The following is a 16,726-nucleotide window of genomic DNA, read 5'->3' as shown; positions in this document are numbered from 1 at the left end:
ATCCCGAACAGGACAGTGAAACGCGTCAGCGCCGATGATAGTGCGGGTTCCCGTGTGAAAGTAGGTCATCGTCAGGCTCTTACAGCCCAGAAACCCCCAGTCAGAAATGACTGGGGGTTTTTGCTTTGGAGGGTGCAATCAGGACGCGAATTAGGTATTGCGAATACCTGGAGTGCTCATCTCAGCTGCGCCTGCAGCAACCAATTCCGCCAAGATCTCCTTAGTCAATTGATCTAAATCGACAGCGCCGAAAAAGCGTGATCGAATGGCTTCGAGATAAGCGGTGCTCCGCAGCCAGGCATTCCAATCCGCGACGGAGATCGATTGCACCTCCAGCAGCTTGAACTTCATCAACACCTTGATGGCGTGCCGTGCGTGTTTCACGGGATCGCGCTGCAAGCCATCGAGCCGCCGACGCGCGACGGACAAAGCCTTATCGACGTCATCGAAAACAGCGCCATGCCCCGGGATCACCTGCTTCGGTGCAAGCTCCCCAATCAGATCCAACGTAGCGCCCACATCTGCGAACGACGGTTCGCCGGCCAGCTCGGGAAACGCAATGCCAAATCCGTTCTCCCACAGGGCATCCGCCGAAATCAGCGTCCGTGATTCCGCGTCGAACAGAATGACCGAATGAGGATCGTGGCCTGGTGCGGCATGCACCTGCCACGGCCTGTCCCCGAGCACGCATTCCGTCCCAGGCTGCAGCAACCCCGTAAAGCCAAATCGTGGACACGTCTGCCCCGTAGCCAAGAAACTCAACCCGCGTTGATCCCAACGCTCCACCAGTGCAGCCTCGCCTGGCGGAATGTCCGTGCGAGCTAATGGATAGCGCGCCTGCAGCGCCGCGTTCCCCCCGCAATGGTCGCTATGGAGATGCGTATTCAGGATGCGATCAAGCGGCCGCTCCTTCAGCACCGATTCGACCAAGGCCAAGGTCTGATCGGCATGCGTCGCATACCCCGTATCGACCACAGCCGTCTCTTCATCGCCTACGAACAGCACATTGTTCGAAGACAACCATCCTCGCTCAAACACAATGACATTCGCCGGCAGCCCGGCGCTCGCCGACGAATGACTCATTCAGGCGACTGCAGCTGTGCGAAGCTCACGGCGCAGGATCTTCCCCACATTGGTTTTCGGCAGCGATTCCCGGAACTCGATGTGCTTCGGCCGCTTGTAGCCCGTGAGCTGCGAGTGACAGTACTGGAGCACGGCATCTTCGGTCAGCGTCGGGTCCCTGCGGACCACGAAGACCTTGATGGCCTCGCCCTGCTTCTCATCAGGCACACCCACCGCCGCGCACTCCACAACGCCAGGGCACAACGAAATCACGTTCTCGAGTTCGTTCGGGAACACGTTGAAGCCGCTCACCAGAATCATGTCTTTCTTGCGGTCGACGATGCGGCTGTAGCCGTCTTCCTGCATCACGGCAATGTCGCCGGTGCGCATGAAGCCGTCCGTGGTGAACGCTGCTGCAGTCTCGGCGGGCTGGTTGTAGTAGCCCGTCATCACGTTCGGCCCCTTGATGCAGAGCTCGCCAGACTGGCCAATCGGCAGCGAATTTCCGTCATCGTCCTTAATCGCGATCTCAATGCTGGGCAACGGTAGCCCAATCGTCCCGGTGAACCTGGTGTTCGATACCGGATTGTTCGTCCCGATCGCGCAGGTCTCGCTCATGCCCCAGCCTTCGATCATCGGACAGCCGGTGGCCTCGAACCACTTGCGCGCCGTACCTTCCGAGGCCGCCATGCCGCCTGCCTGCGAAACGAACAGCGTCGAGAAGTCGATTGACTTGAACTCGGGATGCATCAGCAGCGCATTGAACAGCGTGTTCACCGCCGGCAGCATGTGGAACGGCCGCTTCTTCAGCACGGCAATGAACTTGTTGAAGTCCCGCGGGTTCGGAATCAGCGTCATGTGCGAGCCCTGGCGGATCACCAGCAGGCACAGCGTCAGCGCGAAGATGTGATACAGCGGCAGCGCCGCGATGCTGTTGACCTTCGCGAGGTCACCGGCGCGCGACAGCGCCGGCGTGAACCAGGCCTCGGCCTGCAGCGTTGCCGCGACGATGTTGCGATGGGTCAGCACCGCGCCTTTCGACAGGCCGGTCGTGCCGCCCGTGTACTGCAGGAACGCGATCGAATCGAGCGTGCTCTGATCGGGCCCCAGCGTGCGGCCGCGCCCTTCGGAGATGGCCTGGGTGAAGGGCGTCACCGTGCGCCCATCGCTCAACGGCAACTTGTAGGCCGGCACGAGCTTCGCCAGATGGCGCACCGCCACAGTGATCCACGCGCCGTACAACCCGCCCAGCAGGTCGCCCATCGACGTCATGACCACATGCTTCACGGGCGTGCGCTCGATCACCTTTTCAAGCGTTGCCGCGAAGTTCTCGAGAATGACGATGGCCGTTGCCCCGGAGTCCTTCAGCTGGTGCTCCAGCTCCCGCGCCGTGTACAGCGGATTGACGTTGACGCAGGTATAGCCCGCACGCAGCACGCCGCACATGGTGACCGCAAACTGCGGAATGTTGGGCAGCATGATCGCCACGCGCGCCCCAGGCTCGAGCCCGCGCGACTGAAGCCAGGCGCCCATTGCCTTCGACAGCGTGTCGAGCTCCCCGTAGGACATCCAGCGCTCCATGCAGACCGAGAACGGTCGATCGGCATAACGACCGAAGGCCTCGTCGAACATGTGAGGCAATGAACGGTACTGCTCGGGATTGATTTCGTGCGGTACGCCGGCCGGATAGTTTTGTTGCGCGGATGTTGTCTGCATGCAAACTCCTTTGGCGCGGATTGTGGGAGGCAGTGCGCCTCCGCCGCCAGCGGGCTTGTCCTAGGGGGCGGGTGTGTGCTGTCGCGCGCGCGATAGCTGCGCGGCGCGACTCACAACCCTTCAGGAATTCAGGCCTTGCCCGATTCGCCCGGTAGCAGCACCCCGGCTTCGATATCGGATGCGACCTTCAGTGACTCGTACAACGGCGTGAAGTCGGGCGCCGTGCAGTCGAACAGCTGCGCAAAGCTGTCGATCACGAAGTAGTTGGCCTGGTAGGTGTCGATCTTGTAGCGCGTGCGCATGGTGCGCAGCAGGTCCAGCGGCAGCCGGCGCGGCTCGTCGCTGAGCACCGCGTGCTTCAGTTCGCCCACCGAGCTCAGGATGCCGGCGCCGTAGGCGCGCAGGCCGTCTGGTTGGCGGATCAGCCCGAACTCCACCGTGTACCAGTAGAGCCGCGCGAGCTTCTCGCCAGCGCCCAGTTCGTGCGCCTTGATGCCGCCTGCGCCGTAGCGCTGCACGTAGTCGGCGAAGGTCGGGTCGAACAGCATCGGCACGTGGCCGAACAGGTCATGGAACACGTCGGGCTCGACGATGTAGTCGAACTCTTCGGGCTTGCGGATCCAGTCGGTCACCGGAAACTTGCGGTTCGCGAGCAGCGTGAAGAACGGCAGCTCCGGAATCAGCCCCGGCACCGCCACGATCTCCCAGCCCGTTGCGCGGTGCAGCCGTTCGTTGAGTTCCTCGAAGCGCGGGATGCGGTCCTTCACGCCGAGCGAAGGCAGTGCCTTGATGAAGGCGTCGCAGGCCAGCCCCGGCAACTGCGCTGCCTGGCGCTCATAGAGCCGGCGGTACGTGTCGTGATCGGCTTCCGTATAGCTGGCCCAGTCCTGCGGGCAGGTGTAGTCGGCCAGCACCGCGCCGCCGCGCGAGTAGTCGCCGCGGGGCGGGCGGTCCGAGGCGCCGTAGACGGCAGGGGTGACAACAGCGGCAGGGGTTTCCATGAGATCGGTCTTGAGTTACTTGAGCCAGCGGTCCATCGTGCGCTGGAAGTCGCCGCCGGCTTGCTGCAGGTGCAGCCATTGGTCGACATACGACTTGAAGGCCACGTCGTCGCGCGGCAGCATCCAGGCCATTTCGCCGTACTGCAGCGGCTTGTCGGGGTTGATCGCGCACAGGCCCGGCTTGAGCTTTTGCTGCGTGATGGCCTCGGCCGCTTCGGTCACGAACACGTCCGCGCGGTTGGCGAGGATCTCGTCGAAGATCGTCACGTTTTCGCCGTGCAGCGTGAGCTTGGCCTGCTTGAAATTGGTCCGGGCGAAGCGTTCGTTGCTGCCGCCCGGGTTGAAGATGACGCGCACCGACGGCTTGTCGATGGCGGCCACGCTCTGGTACTTGGACACGTCCGCGCAGCGCGCAATGGGCGTCTTGCCGTTGACCATGTAGGGGGCGCTGAAGAAGGCGCGCTTCTGCCTGTCGGTGGTGACCGACACGCCGCCCACGGCGATGTCGCACTTGCCGGCGCTCAGGTCGGGCAGCAGGTTGGCCCAGGTGGTCTTAACCCACTCGGGCTTCGCGCCGAGGCTGGCGCTGAAGCCAGTCATCAGGTCGACGTCGATGCCCTCGAAGGCGCCGTCCGTCTTCTGGAAGCTGAAGGGCTTGTAATCGCCCGGCGTGCAGATGCGCAGCACCGCGGCCTTCTGCACCGCATCGAGGTGCGAGCCGGCCACCGGCGCGGCCGCCGGTGCCATGGCACAACCCGAAAGAACGGCGGCAGCTGCCGCGATGAAGGTCAAACCGATTGAAGACGTAAAGCTGCGCATGCGGGCTCCAGAAGCAATAAGGGAAGGGGCTCTTATTTTGCGGCGCTCAGCACGCCGCGGCGCATCTGGTCGAGCTCGATGCTTTCGAACAGCGCCTTGAAGTTGCCGTTGCCGAAGCCGTCGTCGCCCTTGCGCTGGATGAACTCGAAGAAGATCGGGCCCAGTTGGTTCTCGCTGAAGATCTGCAGCAGCAGCGCGTCCTTCTTGCCGTCGATCAGGATCTTGCGCTTTTGCAGCTCTTCCACGCTCTCGCCGTGGCCAGGGATGCGCTTGTCGACCAGCTCGTAGTAAGTGTCGATGGTGTCGAGCAGCGTCACGCCGTTGGCGCGCAGCGCGTCGACCGTGCTGTAGAGGTCGTCCGAGCCCATCGCGATGTGCTGGATGCCTTCGCCTCGGTACATGTCCAGATACTCCTGGATCTGGCCAGCCTGTTCCTTGCCCTCTTCGTTGATCGGGATGCGGATCTTGCCGCAGGGGCTGGTCATGGCCTTGCTCTTCACGCCCGTCACCTGGCCTTCGATGTCGAAGTATTTGATCTCGCGGAAGTTGAAGAGCTTTTCGTAGAAGCCGGCCCAGACGTTCATGCGGCCGCGATACACGTTGTGCGTCAGGTGGTCGATGTAGGTCAGGCCGTTGCCGAACGGCGAAAGCGCCTGTTCCGGCGCAACGCCTGGCAACGCCTCGAAGTCGACGTCGTAGAAGCCGATGTTGCCGATGTCGCCGGGCTTCGCGCCGTTCTTGCCGGGCCAGCGGTCCACCAGGTAGATCAGGCTGTCGCCGATGCCCTTGATGGCGGGAATGTTCAGTTCGCCGGGACCGGCCTTGTCGGCAAAACCCCATGCGCCGAGTGCAGTGGCGCGTTCGTAGGCTTGCTTGGCATCCTGCACGCGGAAGGCGATGGCGCACACGCTCGGGCCGTGCTCGCGAGCGAACTTCTGCGCGAAGGAATCGGGCTCCGCGTTCAGGATGAAGTTGATCGTGCCCTGGCGGTACAGCAGCACGTTCTTGTGGCGGTGCTTGGCCACGGCCTTGAAGCCCATGCGTTCGAACACCTTGCCCATGGCGACCGGATCGGGTGCCGCGTACTCGATGAATTCGAAGCCGTCGGTGCCCATGGGGTTCTCCCAGGGCGTGAAGGCGGGTGCGTCGGCTTGGCTCATGTGCGGTCTCCGGTGGGGTGGAAATTGAATGAATAAGGCGCTAAATCGGCCGGTCATGCAATGTAGGGTGGATGCCTCTCAGGTTTTCTGCGTTTCCGGGCGCTCCTGGTGGCTCTTGCGCAGTAAAACTGCAAGAATGATGAAATGGAAGCTCTGGACAAGATTGATAGGATGATTTTGCGCACGCTGCAAGCAGATGGGCGCGCAACCTACGACCAGATCGCGGAGCAGGTGAGCCTGTCGCCCAGCGCCGTGCTGCGGCGGGTCAAGCGCCTGGAAGAACACCGCGTGATCGACCGCTACGTGGCCCTGGTCCAGCCCGAAGCCATCGGCCTGGGGCTGACCGCCTACCTCAACGTGCGGCTCGAAAAGCACACCGAGACCCACAAGCGCAACCCGATGGACCTGTTCCGCGCCAGCGTGCAGACCTGGCCCGAGGTGGTCGAATGCGCCGCGCTCACCGGCGACATGGACTACCTGCTGCGCGTCGTGGTGGCCGACATGGCCCACTACAGCCGCTTCATCATGGACACCCTGCTCAAGCACCCCAGCGTGGAAGACTGCAAGACCAGCTTCGTGCTGGACCGTGTCAAAGCCACAACAGCTGTTCCGGTTTAGCTACATCTGGTTGCGTGAGCGCCACGTCCCTCGGTACTGGTTCACGAATGTGTCCCGCGATTGACCCTGTGGACTTGTTGTTTAAGGGAAAACCCTTACATTTGAGCCATGCTTACCGCCAAGACCCTTCTCAAAGCGTCTCTCGGCCTCGGCTCTTTCCTGAAAGCGCCGATGGTTGAAGCGCAACCACGCGCCGTCAGCGCGCCTCAACCCGTCATGGTGCCGATCCGCTCGATCGGCCCGCGCGAACGGGAGCGCATCGCCCGCCACCTGCTCGAACTCACCCCGCACGATCGCTACCTGCGCTTCGGCTACGCGGCGGCCGACGAACAGGTCCAGCGCTACGTCGACAGCCTCGATTTCGAGCGCGACGAGCTCTTCGGCATCTACAACCGCCGCCTCGACCTGATCGCGATGGCGCACCTGGCCTTCGCGCCCGGCGATGAGCACAGCGACTGCGCCGAATTCGGCGTGTCGGTTTCGGCGCACGCTCGTGGCCGGGGCTACGGCGCCCGCCTGTTCGAGCGCGCCGTGGTCGTGGCCCGCAACGAAGGCGTGGGCATGCTCTTCATCCATGCGCTGAGCGAAAACGCCGCCATGCTGAAGATCGCCCGCAACGCCGGCGCCACCGTGGTGCGCAGCGGCTCCGAAGCCGAAGCTCACCTGGAGCTGCCCAGCGCCACCTTCGACAGCCGCATGAGCGAAATCGCCCTGGAGCATTACGCTGCGGTCGACTTCGCGCTCAAGAGCCGCGCCAAGCAGTTCTGGGCCTTCCTGGCCAGCCTGCAGGAAGTGCGCAGCGGCATGCGCGACGCCCGAAAAAAATCCGCCCCCTGAGGGAACGCGGCGCCCCCAACCGGCTTATGCCGGCCGTGGGGTAGAGCGTGTCACACGCAATCCGGTATCCTTGTCCCTCCTCAACTAAGCCCTCCCGCAGTGGCCGACCCTCACCCTGAACGCGCTCCCGTTGAACGGGAAGACAAGCGCGGCTTTCTCCAGAAGCTCGCCGAATTCATCCACCCCGGTCCCGACTCGCGCGACGAGCTGATCGAAACCCTGGCGGACGCCGAGGACAACGAGGTGATCGGTGCAGAGTCGCGCGTGATGCTCGAAGGCGTGCTGCGCATGGCCGACATGACCGCCGGCGACGTGATGGTCGCCGCGCCGCGCATGGACCTGGTGAACATCGACGCGCCGTTCGATGCACTGCTGCACCTCATCATCGACACCGCGCACTCGCGCTTCCCGGTGTACGAGGGCGAAAAAGAAAACATCATCGGCATCCTGCTCGCGAAAGACCTGCTCAAGCTGCAGCGCGCGCCGGGCCTGAACATCCGCGCGCTGCTGCGCCCGGCCACCTTCGTGCCCGAGAGCAAGGGCCTGAACGACCTGCTGCGCGAGTTCCGCGGCAACCGCAACCACCTGGCCATCGTCATCGACGAGTTCGGCCGCGTGGCCGGGCTCATCACCATCGAGGACGTGCTCGAGCAGATCGTCGGCGAGATCGAGGACGAGTTCGACATTGCGGAAGACGAGGGCGACATCTTCGGCCTTGCCGACCACACCTACCGTGTTTCGGGCGACACGCCCATCGAGCGCGTGGCCGAGGCCTTCGGCATCGTCTTCGACGAAGAACAGCTCAGCGAAGACTTCGACACCATCGGCGGCCTGATCGCGCACGAGATGGGCCACGTGCCCAAGCGCGGCGAGCACCATGCGATCGGCGGCTTCGACTTCGTGGTGCTGCACACCAAGGGCGGCGCGGTGCGCTGGTTCAAGGTGTCCCCGGCCCGCGGCGGCGACGCGGCCGACTGATGCGCGGCGCGCCGGCTTCCTCTTCCGCCAACCTGTTCCGCCTGCTCGGCTTCGGTGTCGCCGGGCTCGCGCAGGCGCTTTCGATGGCTTCGCCCGTGGGCGGCAAGCCGCTGTGGTGGCTGCAGCTGCTGTCGCTCGGTGCGTTCGTGTGGCTGCTCGACGGCCTGCGGGCGCAGGGCGCGGGCTGGCGTCGGGCCGGCCTGCATGGCTGGCTGTTCTCCACCGCCTGGCTCACCGGCAGCTTCTGGTGGCTCTTCATTTCGATGCACACCTACGGCGGGCTGCCCGCGCCGCTCGCGGCCATCGCCGTGCTGGCACTGGCCGCAGCGCTCGGGCTGTACTACGCCGTGGCTGCTGCCTGGTTCGTGGTGCGCGGTCCGAAGGGGCGGGTAACGGGCGCGCTCGTCTTCGCTGCGCTGTGGACGTTGGCCGAGCTTGTGCGCGGCAGCTGGTTCACGGGCTTTCCGTGGGGCGCTGGCGGCTATGCGCATGTCGAAGGTCCGCTGGCCGCGCTCGCGCCGTGGGTCGGTGTCTACGGCATCGGTGCCGCGGCTGCGCTGGTCGTTGCGCTGGTCGCGCTGCATCGACCCGTTCGCGGCCTGGAGCTTGCGCAGGGGCTGGTGCTGATCGCGCTGGTGTTCGCGGTGCCGCACTTAGTGCCACAACTGAATGGTGACGTTCAGGGCGCCAAGGGTTCGACCGGCAAGCTCCAGGTCGCGCTCCTGCAAGGCAATATCCCGCAGGACGAAAAATTCATTCCCGGCGGCGGCATCGAGACCGCGCTGCGCTGGTACGGCGAACAGCTGCGCGATGCGAAGGCCTCGCTCGTCGTGACGCCCGAAACCGCCTTGCCATTGCTGCCGCAGCAGTTGCCGGCCGGTTACCTCGATGCGATCCAGGCGCGCTACAGCCAGGGCACGCAGGCCGCCATCGTCGGCCTGCCGATGGGCGGGCAAGGCAGCTACAGCAACTCGGTGCTTGGCTTCCAGCCCGGCGCTGTGCAGCCCTACACGTACAGCAAGCACCACCTTGTGCCTTTCGGCGAGTTCATTCCGCTGGGCTTCCGCTGGTTCATCCAGATGATGAACATCCCGCTCGGCGACTTCGAACGCGGCGGGCTCGCGCAGGCGCCTTTCGTCTGGCAGGGCCAGCGCATTGCGCCGAACATCTGCTACGAAGACTTGTTCGGCGATGAGATCGGCGCGAACTTCCGCGACGAGGCCACGGCGCCCACCATCCTGCTCAACGTGAGCAACATCGCGTGGTTCGGCGACTCGGTCGCCATCGATGAGCACCTGTCGATCTCGCGCATGCGTGCACTCGAGTTCGCGCGGCCGATGGTGCGCTCCACCAACACCGGCGCCACGGTCGTGATCGATGCCGAAGGCCGAGTGACGCACGAACTGCCGCGCCTCACGCGCGGCGTGCTCGAAGCCAGCGTCGAGGGCCGTCGGGGCCTCACGCCCTATGCGCGCTGGGTGGCGCCATTCGGCCTCTGGCCGCTGTGGATATTGGCGATGGCCATCGTGGCAGCAGCCTTCGTGCAAGGCCACCGCCGGCGCTGAATCTCAGGCGGCGGGCGCAGCCTTCACCGGCCAGTCGCGCAGCTTGCCCGGGTTCAGCAGGCCCATCGGGTCGAAGCGCTTCTTCACCGCGATGACCTCGGGCGGCAACGGCCCGCCGGCCTTGCCGTCTTCCACGATGTTCACGTGCGGGTTGTTGATGTGCACCTGATGCGCGCGGTGGATATCGATGATCTCGTTCAACCGCTCTTCAGTGCTGAAGCGCACCAGCTGCAGCCCGCTGCAGGTCATGAGCCCCGCCACGTTGCGCAGGAACTCGATGTGCATCATCACCTCGCCGCCTAGCAGCTTCTCCATCTCGATGACCTGTTCGACATGCTTGCCGGGAATGAATCCGCTCTGCAGGTAGGTCAGCGTCGGGTCGACCTTCAGCGCGTGCAGCGTCGTGTGGTTCCAGGTGAACTCCATCAGCGTGCGGTTGCTCTTCTGCACCTCGTCGGCCGTCTTGCGGTAGCTCACGGTGCCGCCGTGCGCTTCTACCAACAGCATCATCGCGGGCTCGCTCGACTCGGCCACCAGCGACAGCACCGTGTGGCAGCCCTTTGGCAGGTGCGCGGCCAGCTGCGCGAGGTGGTCGGAGATCGGCGCTGCGAAGAAGGAGATGCCGCGCTTGATGATGCCCGGCGCGTGCGCGAGCTTGTCCGCGAAGTTCAGCGCGTTCTCGAAGTCGTCGAAAGTCACCAGCGTTTCGAGCCATGGATGCGCGGGCGCCAGTGCGATCTCCAGCTCCAGCACGAGGCCGTTGGTGCCCCACAGGTGGTGCATGCGCATCGCCTCGGCGCCGCGCAGTTCAACCACTTGAGGCTCGGCCTCGATGGTCATCGCGCGAATGCCGAGCACATTGCCCGGCGCGCCCAGCGGCCCATAGTTGATCGAGCCCACGCCGCCGAAGCCGCCGCCGAAAAGGCCACCCAGCGTCGCGCTTCGGTAGGTCGAGGGCACGCAGCGCATCTCCTGCCCCGTGGGCTTCGTCTGCTTTTCCAGTTCGCCCAGGCGGATGCCGGCCTGCGCCCGCGCCACGCCGGGCCGCACCCACAGGCAGGTGTTGTAGCCCGTCATGTCGAGTACCACGCCGCCGGCCAGCGGCGTGGTCTGGCCGTAATTGCCGGTGCCGCTTCCGCGGATGGTGATCGGCACGCAGCGGCGCGCACAGGCACCGACCACCGCGCGAATCTCTTCCTCGGTGCGCGGGCGCACGACCACGTCGGCGCGCTTGTCTTTCAGCTGGCGCGTGAGGACGGGGCTGAACCAGGAGAAGTCTTGCGACAGCCGCGTGACGCGGCTTTCATCGGTGATCCAGTCGAGATCGGGCAGTTCGAGCAGCAACTGCTCGATGGCGCTGTCGAGCGTGAGGGTGGGAGCATTCATGGTCAAGGTTCAATCCTGGGAAAGTTCGCTCGCATGCCACGAGCCCAGCGCCAGCTTGGTCAGCCAGGCCATCAGTACGAAGAGCGCGACACCGGTCAGAGAAATGAGCAGCAGGGCCGCGAACATGCGCGGAATGTTCAGCTGGAAGCCCGCCTGCAAAATCTGGTACGCGAGCCCCGCGCCCGAGCCACCTGTGCCGGCCACGAACTCCGCCACCACCGCGCCGATCAGCGCAAGGCCGCTTGAAATGCGCAGCCCGCCGAAGAAGTACGGCAGCGCGCTTGGAATGCGCAGCCGTACCAGCTGCTGCCAGCGCGTCGCGCGGTTCAGCTTGAAGTAGCTCTGCAAATCGGGGTCGATGCTGCGCAGGCCGAGCGTGGTGTTGCTGATGATCGGGAACAGCGCCACCAGCGCCGCGCACACCGTCATGGCGGCCACCGGGTTCTTCACCCAGATGATGATCAGCGGCGCCACCGCCACGATGGGCGTCACCTGCAGCAGCACCGCGTACGGAAAGAGCGCAGTCTCGATGCGCTTGCTCTGCACGAACAGGAACGAGATCAGCACGCCCGCCACCGTGGCCAGCAGGAACGACAGCACCGTGATCTTCAGTGTGACCAGCAGCGCATTGCCCAGCGGCGCCCAATCGGTCACCAGCGTCTGCATCATCAGGTAGGGCGAGGGCACGAGGTAGGGCGGCAGCTCCATCGCCACCACCATCCATTGCCACAGCGCGACCAGCACCACGCCGATCAGCACCGGGTAAAGCACGCGTTGCACGCGCGGCTGGTTCAGCAGGGGCGTGGCTTTCACTTTCGTCATCGCGCGGTCTCCTCGTCGGCGCTGCTGGCGCGCAGCAGGCTGTCCTGCAGCCGCTTGGCGTAGCGCGCGAACTCGGGCGTCACCATGAAGTCGGCGCTGCGCGGATAGGGTTCGTCGATGCGGAACTCTTCCACCACGCGGCCCGGCCGCGCGGCCATCATCACCACGCGGCTCGACAAAAACACCGCCTCGTGAATCGAGTGCGTCACGAAGATCACCGTGAGCTTCTTCTTGCGCCACAGCTCCAGCAGGTCGGCATCGAGCTTGTGGCGCGTGATTTCGTCGAGTGCACCGAAGGGCTCGTCCATCAACAGCAGGTCGGGCTGCGTGACGAGGCCGCGCGCAATCGACACGCGCATCTGCATGCCGCCCGAGAGCGCACGCGGCAGCGCATCGGCAAACTTCTCGAGTCCCACCAGCGCGAGCGATTCCATCACCCGCGCATCGGCCTCCTTGCGCGGCACGCCGGCCAGGTCAAGCGGCAGGCGCACGTTGGTCCGCACGCTGGCCCACGGCATCAGCGTGGGCGACTGGAACACGAACGACAGCTTGTGCGGGCAATCGTGAAGCTGCGCCACGGGCCTGCGCCACACCAGCAGCCGGCCGTCGCTGGGTTCGAGCATGCCCGCCACCATCTTCAGCAGCGTGCTCTTGCCGCAGCCCGAGGGGCCCAGCAGCGTGACGAATTCGCCCTCGGCGATCGACAGGTCCACCGGCAGCAGCGCCTGCGTGCCGTTGGGATACGTCTTCTCGGCCGAGAGCACTTCCACCGCGGGCATGGCAGGCGCCGTTGGCGGCGCGAGGGTGTGAGGTTCGATGCGATTCATGAAAGGCTGAGGCTCGTCAGGGCAGGACCTTGGCGTCTTTCACGAACTCGGTCGTGTAGGTCTTCGCCAGTTCGACCTTGGCCGGGTCGAGCAGCTTCGCAGTCACGAGGAAGTCGTAGCTCGCCTTGGAGCGCGCATCCGTCATCACGCCGATGCCGAGCTTGGCCGCGTCTCCGCCGGTGACCATGCCCATCTCCTTGAGCTTGGCCACGCTGTAGGCCAACTGGTCGTCCGTCATGTTGGGGTTGTCTTTCTTGATGAGCGCGTTGGCGGGCGCCGGGTCGGCGAGGTAGCTCTTCCAGCCCTCGGCCGAGGCCTTCACGAACGCGGCGACCTGCTTGCTGCGCTCCTTCACCGTTTTATCCATGCACGACACGGTGGTCGCGTACGCGGGGAAGCCGTGGTCGCTGAACATCAGCACCGTGCTCTTCACGCCTGCCTTCTGGATGGCGTAGGGCTCGGAGGTCAGGTAGCCCTGCTGCGCGGTGTTCTTGTCCGCCACGAAGGGCTGGATGTTGAAGGTGTAGGGCCGCGTCTGTTCGTCGGTGAAGCCGAACTTGGCCTTCAGCCAGGGCCAATAGCCGCGCTGCGCCTGCGCGCCGATCAGCAGCGTCTTGCCCTTCAGGTCTTCGAATTTCTTCACGTCGTCGTGGGCGATCAGCACCTGCGGATCTTTCTGGAAGAAGGCCGCCACGTTGACCACCGGCACGCCGCCTTCGCGCACCTGCATCATCTGGATGTCGCTCGAACCCATGATGCAGTCGGCTTGGCCGGCGGCCATCATCTGCGTGATGTTGACCTGAGGGCCGCCCATCTTGATGGTCACGTCGAGGCCGTACTTCTTGTAGATGCCCTGCGCCACTGCCTGGTAGAAGCCGCCGTGCTCGGCCTGCGCGTACCAGTTGGTCATGTAGGTGAACTTGTCCTCGGCCTGCGCGGGCGCGGCGGCGAGGAAGGCGATGGCGGCGGCGCCGGCCAGGGACAGTGCGAAGGAGCGCATGGTGGAAACCTCTAGAGGGCAGGGAGTTGAAGGAAGAAGAAGCGAGAAAGCGAAGGGGCCGTTGCAAGAAGCGGGCTCAGGCCCACCTCAGGCCGGTTGGAAGCTCTGCTGGATGAAGCCCTGCTGATGGCCGCGCTCCCAGGTGGCTTCTTCGCGCACGACCCAGCGCAGCGCGTACAGCTCGGTCAGCGCCTGCACCCAGCTGTCGGAGAGCGTGTCGAGAATGGCTTCGCCCTGTTCGCGCGTGGCGGTGGTCGGGTCGCCGATCACGCCGCTGGGGCCGAAGTCGCGCGCGGTCCATGCGCAGGCCGGGCGGCCGTCGGCCGACAGCAGCTTGATCGGGAAGGGCGGCGGAAAGTTGGCGACCGCGCGCTCCATGTGCACCGTGTCGGGTGCGAGCGCGAGCATCAGTGCGGTTTCTGAATGGCCGGCGTGCATTGCGAGCTTCTTCTCCTGCTCGCTCACCTGTTTGCTCGCCGCACTCGGCAGGCGCGACACGCCATGCGGCACGATCACGAAGTCGCCGTGACGCAGGCGCAGTTCGCGCGCTGCCATTTCCAGCACCTGTGGCTGGCCGCCGTGGCCATTGGCGAACAGCAGCTTGCGAAAGCCCGAGCGGTACACCGACTCGCCGATCTCGATCACCGTCGACAGCAGCGTGGTGCCTGTGAGCGTCATGGTGCCGGGGAAGTGCAGGTGCTCTTCCGACTTGCCATACGTGATGGTCGGCAGCGCGAAGGCGCGCACCTCGGCGGGCAGCTTCTCCAGTGCCTTGCCCATCACGCCCGAGCAGATCACGCTGTCGACCGAGCACGGCAGGTGCGGCCCGTGCTGCTCGATGGCACCGCAGGGCAGCACGATGACGGTGTTCTCGCGGTCGGGCAGCGCGGCGATTTCGGTCCAGCTCAGATAGGGCAGGAAGCGGTGGGGCGGGATGTAGCCGTGGAGCATGGGGAATCCTTGTGCGTTCGTTCGTTACCGGGGAAGGAAGGGCGTTGCGTCGCCGTGCGTCACGCGGCCATCGCGCAGCACCACGCGGGTGGCGGTGCGCGAAGGCCAGCCATGGCGGTCGGCCTGCGTGAACAGCACCAGGTCGGCGGCGCGGCCCACCAGCGTGGGCGTGGCGGGCGCTGGTGCGCGCTGCAGCCAGTCGCTGCGGCACAGCGCCTGCGACCAGGTGTCGAAGGGCTCGTCGAGCTGTGCCACCAGCGCGGCCGTGCCCAGCGCTTCGACAGGGTCGAAGCTGCCGAGCCGGCAGAAGGGGTCTTGCACGTTGTCGCTGGCAAACAGCAGCGGAATGCCGCGCTCGCGGGCTTCCTTCACCAGCGTGATGCCGCGCTGGCGTGGCGTGCGGCCGGTGACGGCGTCCTGCAGCAGCAGATTGGTGGCGGGCAGCGAGACGACCGTGATCGGCGCACGCGCCACCGCATCGAGCGTGGCGAAGGCCTGCGCCTCGGGCTGGGCAGCGAGAGCGCAGATGTGTCCGCAGACCACGCGGCCTTCGTAGCCGATCTCGCGCAGGATGCGCGCCGTGGTCTGCAGGCCGAGCGCCGAGGCGTTGAGTTCTTCGTCGACATGCAGGTCGATGTCGAGATCGCAGGCCTGCGCCGACACCAGCAGGTTGCGCAGCGCGTTCTCGCTCCAGTTGGTGGAGTGAACGAAGCCGCCGAGCAGCGCATGCGGCCCCGTGGCCTTCACCTGCTTTGCGAGGCGCATCGCCTGCGCCGCGTCTTCGAACAGCGGCAGCTTGATGAGGCTCACCTGTTCGAGCCGCACCCTGCCGGCCCATTCCTGCGCCAGTTCGGCCATCACGGGCCAGGCCATCGCCACCGAGTCGGGCTCCCACCAGTCGACGTGCGTGCGCACGTGCGTGGTGCCGCACTCCCATGCCCACTGCAGCCCGCGCGCGGCGCGCTCGCGCACGTCGTCGGGCGTCCAGTGCACGCGGTCGCTCAGCATCGCGTCGATGGCGCCGAGCAGGCCGGGCTGCACCTGTTTCATGCGCGGCAGGGTGAAAGCCTTGTCGAGGTGGGTGTGGGCGTCGACGAAGCCGGGCAGGGCCAGTGTGCCGGCAAGGTTCCAGGCTGACGGTGACGACGGCGCTGCGGACGTGGCGGGCTGCACCGATTGCACGCGGCCGGCTTCGATCGCGATGCGCGCCAGTTCGGGCACGCCGTCGCGCTCCGGCCAGTCCGTGGGCAGCAGCCAGCGCGGCAGCCGCACGTTGTCGAGGAGCGAGGGCGCGCTCATGCGAAACGCGCCATGGCTTGCCCCACGCGCGCCATGAAGCGCTTGAGCTGGGGCTCGGTCGCGATGTTCATGTGGTAGTGGGCGTGGTAGTCCACCTTCGCGCGCTGCCCGGTCAGCCGCTTCATGTATCGCGTGACGATCTTGCGCGGCGGATCGCCCATGTACATCGCCATCCAGCGCGGCCGGCCGTAGGTAACGACGGCGCTGATGCGCTTGATGTGCGTGAGCATCGGCTTCACGTTCGCCGGGTCGCTGATGTCGAAGGCCACGCCCGGCATGAAGAGCCGGTCGAAGTAGCCCTTGAGCATCGCCGGCAGGCCGAAGCACCAGGTCGGAAAGCAGAAAACGATGCCCTCGGCCCACTGCAGCCGCTCCACATAGGGCTTCAGCGGCAGCTGGTTGGCCGGCACGTCGTGGTAGCCCAGCCGCTCCTCTCGCGACAGCACCGGGTTGAAGCCCTCGGCGTAAAGGTCGCAGTCGTCCACCTCGTGCCCGGCGGCGCGCAGGTTCTTCAGCACCTCCTGGTGCAGGGCGGCGTGGAAGCTGGTTTCGACCGGATGGCAGTAGACGACGAGCACGCGCATGGTGTGTTTGACCGCTTAATCAGAGCAAGTGGTCAGGTTATGCAAGCGACGTGCCAGTGCGGGTGCACCGGTTTGGTTCTACGTGGCGATCAGGCGACGTT

At 65.3% G+C, this 16,726-nt stretch carries 16 protein-coding genes; 4 read left to right on the top strand and 12 right to left on the bottom strand.

Features of this window, described 5'->3' with window-relative positions; all coding sequences use genetic code 11:
• Positions 1-150: 150 nt before the first annotated feature.
• The 5 genes from ACZYSP_RS19485 to hppD all read right to left on the bottom strand — a co-directional run bounded on the left by ACZYSP_RS19485 (position 151) and on the right by hppD (position 5,758).
• Entirely contained in the window at positions 151-1,083 is a 933-nt protein-coding gene (locus ACZYSP_RS19485; RefSeq protein ID WP_354338756.1) for an MBL fold metallo-hydrolase, read from the bottom strand.
• Positions 1,084-2,778, bottom strand: a complete 1,695-nt coding sequence (locus ACZYSP_RS19480) for an AMP-binding protein (RefSeq protein ID WP_093059820.1) — start codon at positions 2,776-2,778, stop codon at positions 1,084-1,086. It lies immediately after the preceding gene.
• Between the two features lie 128 nt (positions 2,779-2,906).
• On the bottom strand, positions 2,907-3,779 hold the full coding sequence (gene phhA, locus ACZYSP_RS19475) for a phenylalanine 4-monooxygenase (RefSeq protein WP_489015975.1): 873 nt from the start codon (positions 3,777-3,779) through the stop codon (positions 2,907-2,909).
• 15 nt (positions 3,780-3,794) lie between these two features.
• Entirely contained in the window at positions 3,795-4,598 is an 804-nt protein-coding gene (locus ACZYSP_RS19470) for a transporter substrate-binding domain-containing protein (RefSeq protein WP_093059824.1), read from the bottom strand.
• A gap of 32 nt (positions 4,599-4,630) precedes the next feature.
• Positions 4,631-5,758 carry a 4-hydroxyphenylpyruvate dioxygenase gene (gene hppD / locus ACZYSP_RS19465; RefSeq protein ID WP_489015973.1) on the bottom strand — a complete coding sequence of 376 codons (1,128 nt, stop codon included), beginning with the start codon at positions 5,756-5,758 and terminating at the stop codon, positions 4,631-4,633.
• Between the two features lie 144 nt (positions 5,759-5,902).
• Here hppD and ACZYSP_RS19460 point away from each other — a divergent pair, with 144 nt between their 5' ends.
• From ACZYSP_RS19460 to lnt, 4 genes are all read left to right on the top strand, one after another.
• On the top strand, positions 5,903-6,376 hold the full coding sequence (locus ACZYSP_RS19460) for an Lrp/AsnC family transcriptional regulator (protein WP_093059828.1): 474 nt from the start codon (positions 5,903-5,905) through the stop codon (positions 6,374-6,376).
• Positions 6,377-6,484: 108 nt separating this feature from the next.
• Positions 6,485-7,213, top strand: coding sequence for a GNAT family N-acetyltransferase (locus ACZYSP_RS19455; protein ID WP_093059830.1), 729 nt, complete (start codon positions 6,485-6,487; stop codon positions 7,211-7,213).
• Between the two features lie 99 nt (positions 7,214-7,312).
• On the top strand, positions 7,313-8,191 hold the full coding sequence (locus ACZYSP_RS19450) for a CorC family transporter (RefSeq protein WP_007836122.1): 879 nt from the start codon (positions 7,313-7,315) through the stop codon (positions 8,189-8,191).
• A complete protein-coding gene (lnt, locus tag ACZYSP_RS19445; protein ID WP_489015969.1) occupies positions 8,191-9,756 on the top strand; it encodes an apolipoprotein N-acyltransferase in 1,566 nt (521 codons plus the stop codon). Before ACZYSP_RS19450 ends, lnt begins: the two co-directional genes overlap by 1 nt.
• Positions 9,757-9,759: 3 nt before the next feature.
• Here the strand turns inward: lnt and ACZYSP_RS19440 are convergent, their stop codons facing one another.
• The 7 genes from ACZYSP_RS19440 to ACZYSP_RS19410 all read right to left on the bottom strand — a co-directional run bounded on the left by ACZYSP_RS19440 (position 9,760) and on the right by ACZYSP_RS19410 (position 16,625).
• Entirely contained in the window at positions 9,760-11,142 is a 1,383-nt protein-coding gene (locus tag ACZYSP_RS19440) for an FAD-binding oxidoreductase (RefSeq protein WP_489015967.1), read from the bottom strand.
• 9 nt (positions 11,143-11,151) lie between these two features.
• Positions 11,152-11,964: an ABC transporter permease gene (locus ACZYSP_RS19435; RefSeq protein WP_177142370.1), complete on the bottom strand. Its 813-nt coding sequence runs from the start codon at positions 11,962-11,964 to the stop codon at positions 11,152-11,154.
• Positions 11,961-12,791, bottom strand: coding sequence for an ABC transporter ATP-binding protein (locus tag ACZYSP_RS19430; RefSeq protein ID WP_093059836.1), 831 nt, complete (start codon positions 12,789-12,791; stop codon positions 11,961-11,963). The genes ACZYSP_RS19435 and ACZYSP_RS19430 overlap by 4 nt, the downstream gene beginning before the upstream one ends.
• 16 nt (positions 12,792-12,807) lie before the next feature.
• Complete coding sequence (locus ACZYSP_RS19425; protein WP_093059838.1) at positions 12,808-13,791, bottom strand: ABC transporter substrate-binding protein; 984 nt, start codon at positions 13,789-13,791, stop codon at positions 12,808-12,810.
• A gap of 87 nt (positions 13,792-13,878) precedes the next feature.
• Positions 13,879-14,742: a creatininase family protein gene (locus ACZYSP_RS19420; RefSeq protein ID WP_093059840.1), complete on the bottom strand. Its 864-nt coding sequence runs from the start codon at positions 14,740-14,742 to the stop codon at positions 13,879-13,881.
• A gap of 24 nt (positions 14,743-14,766) precedes the next feature.
• Positions 14,767-16,041, bottom strand: a complete 1,275-nt coding sequence (locus tag ACZYSP_RS19415; protein WP_489015963.1) for an amidohydrolase family protein — start codon at positions 16,039-16,041, stop codon at positions 14,767-14,769.
• Entirely contained in the window at positions 16,038-16,625 is a 588-nt protein-coding gene (locus ACZYSP_RS19410) for an NAD(P)H-dependent oxidoreductase (protein WP_489015961.1), read from the bottom strand. The genes ACZYSP_RS19415 and ACZYSP_RS19410 overlap by 4 nt, the downstream gene beginning before the upstream one ends.
• Between the last annotated feature and the right edge of the window lie 101 nt (positions 16,626-16,726).

The sequence above is a fragment of the Variovorax sp. F042 genome (assembly GCF_057814215.1).
Note: the sequence above shows the minus strand (reverse complement) of the source record. Positions and strands in the feature narration are given on the sequence as shown.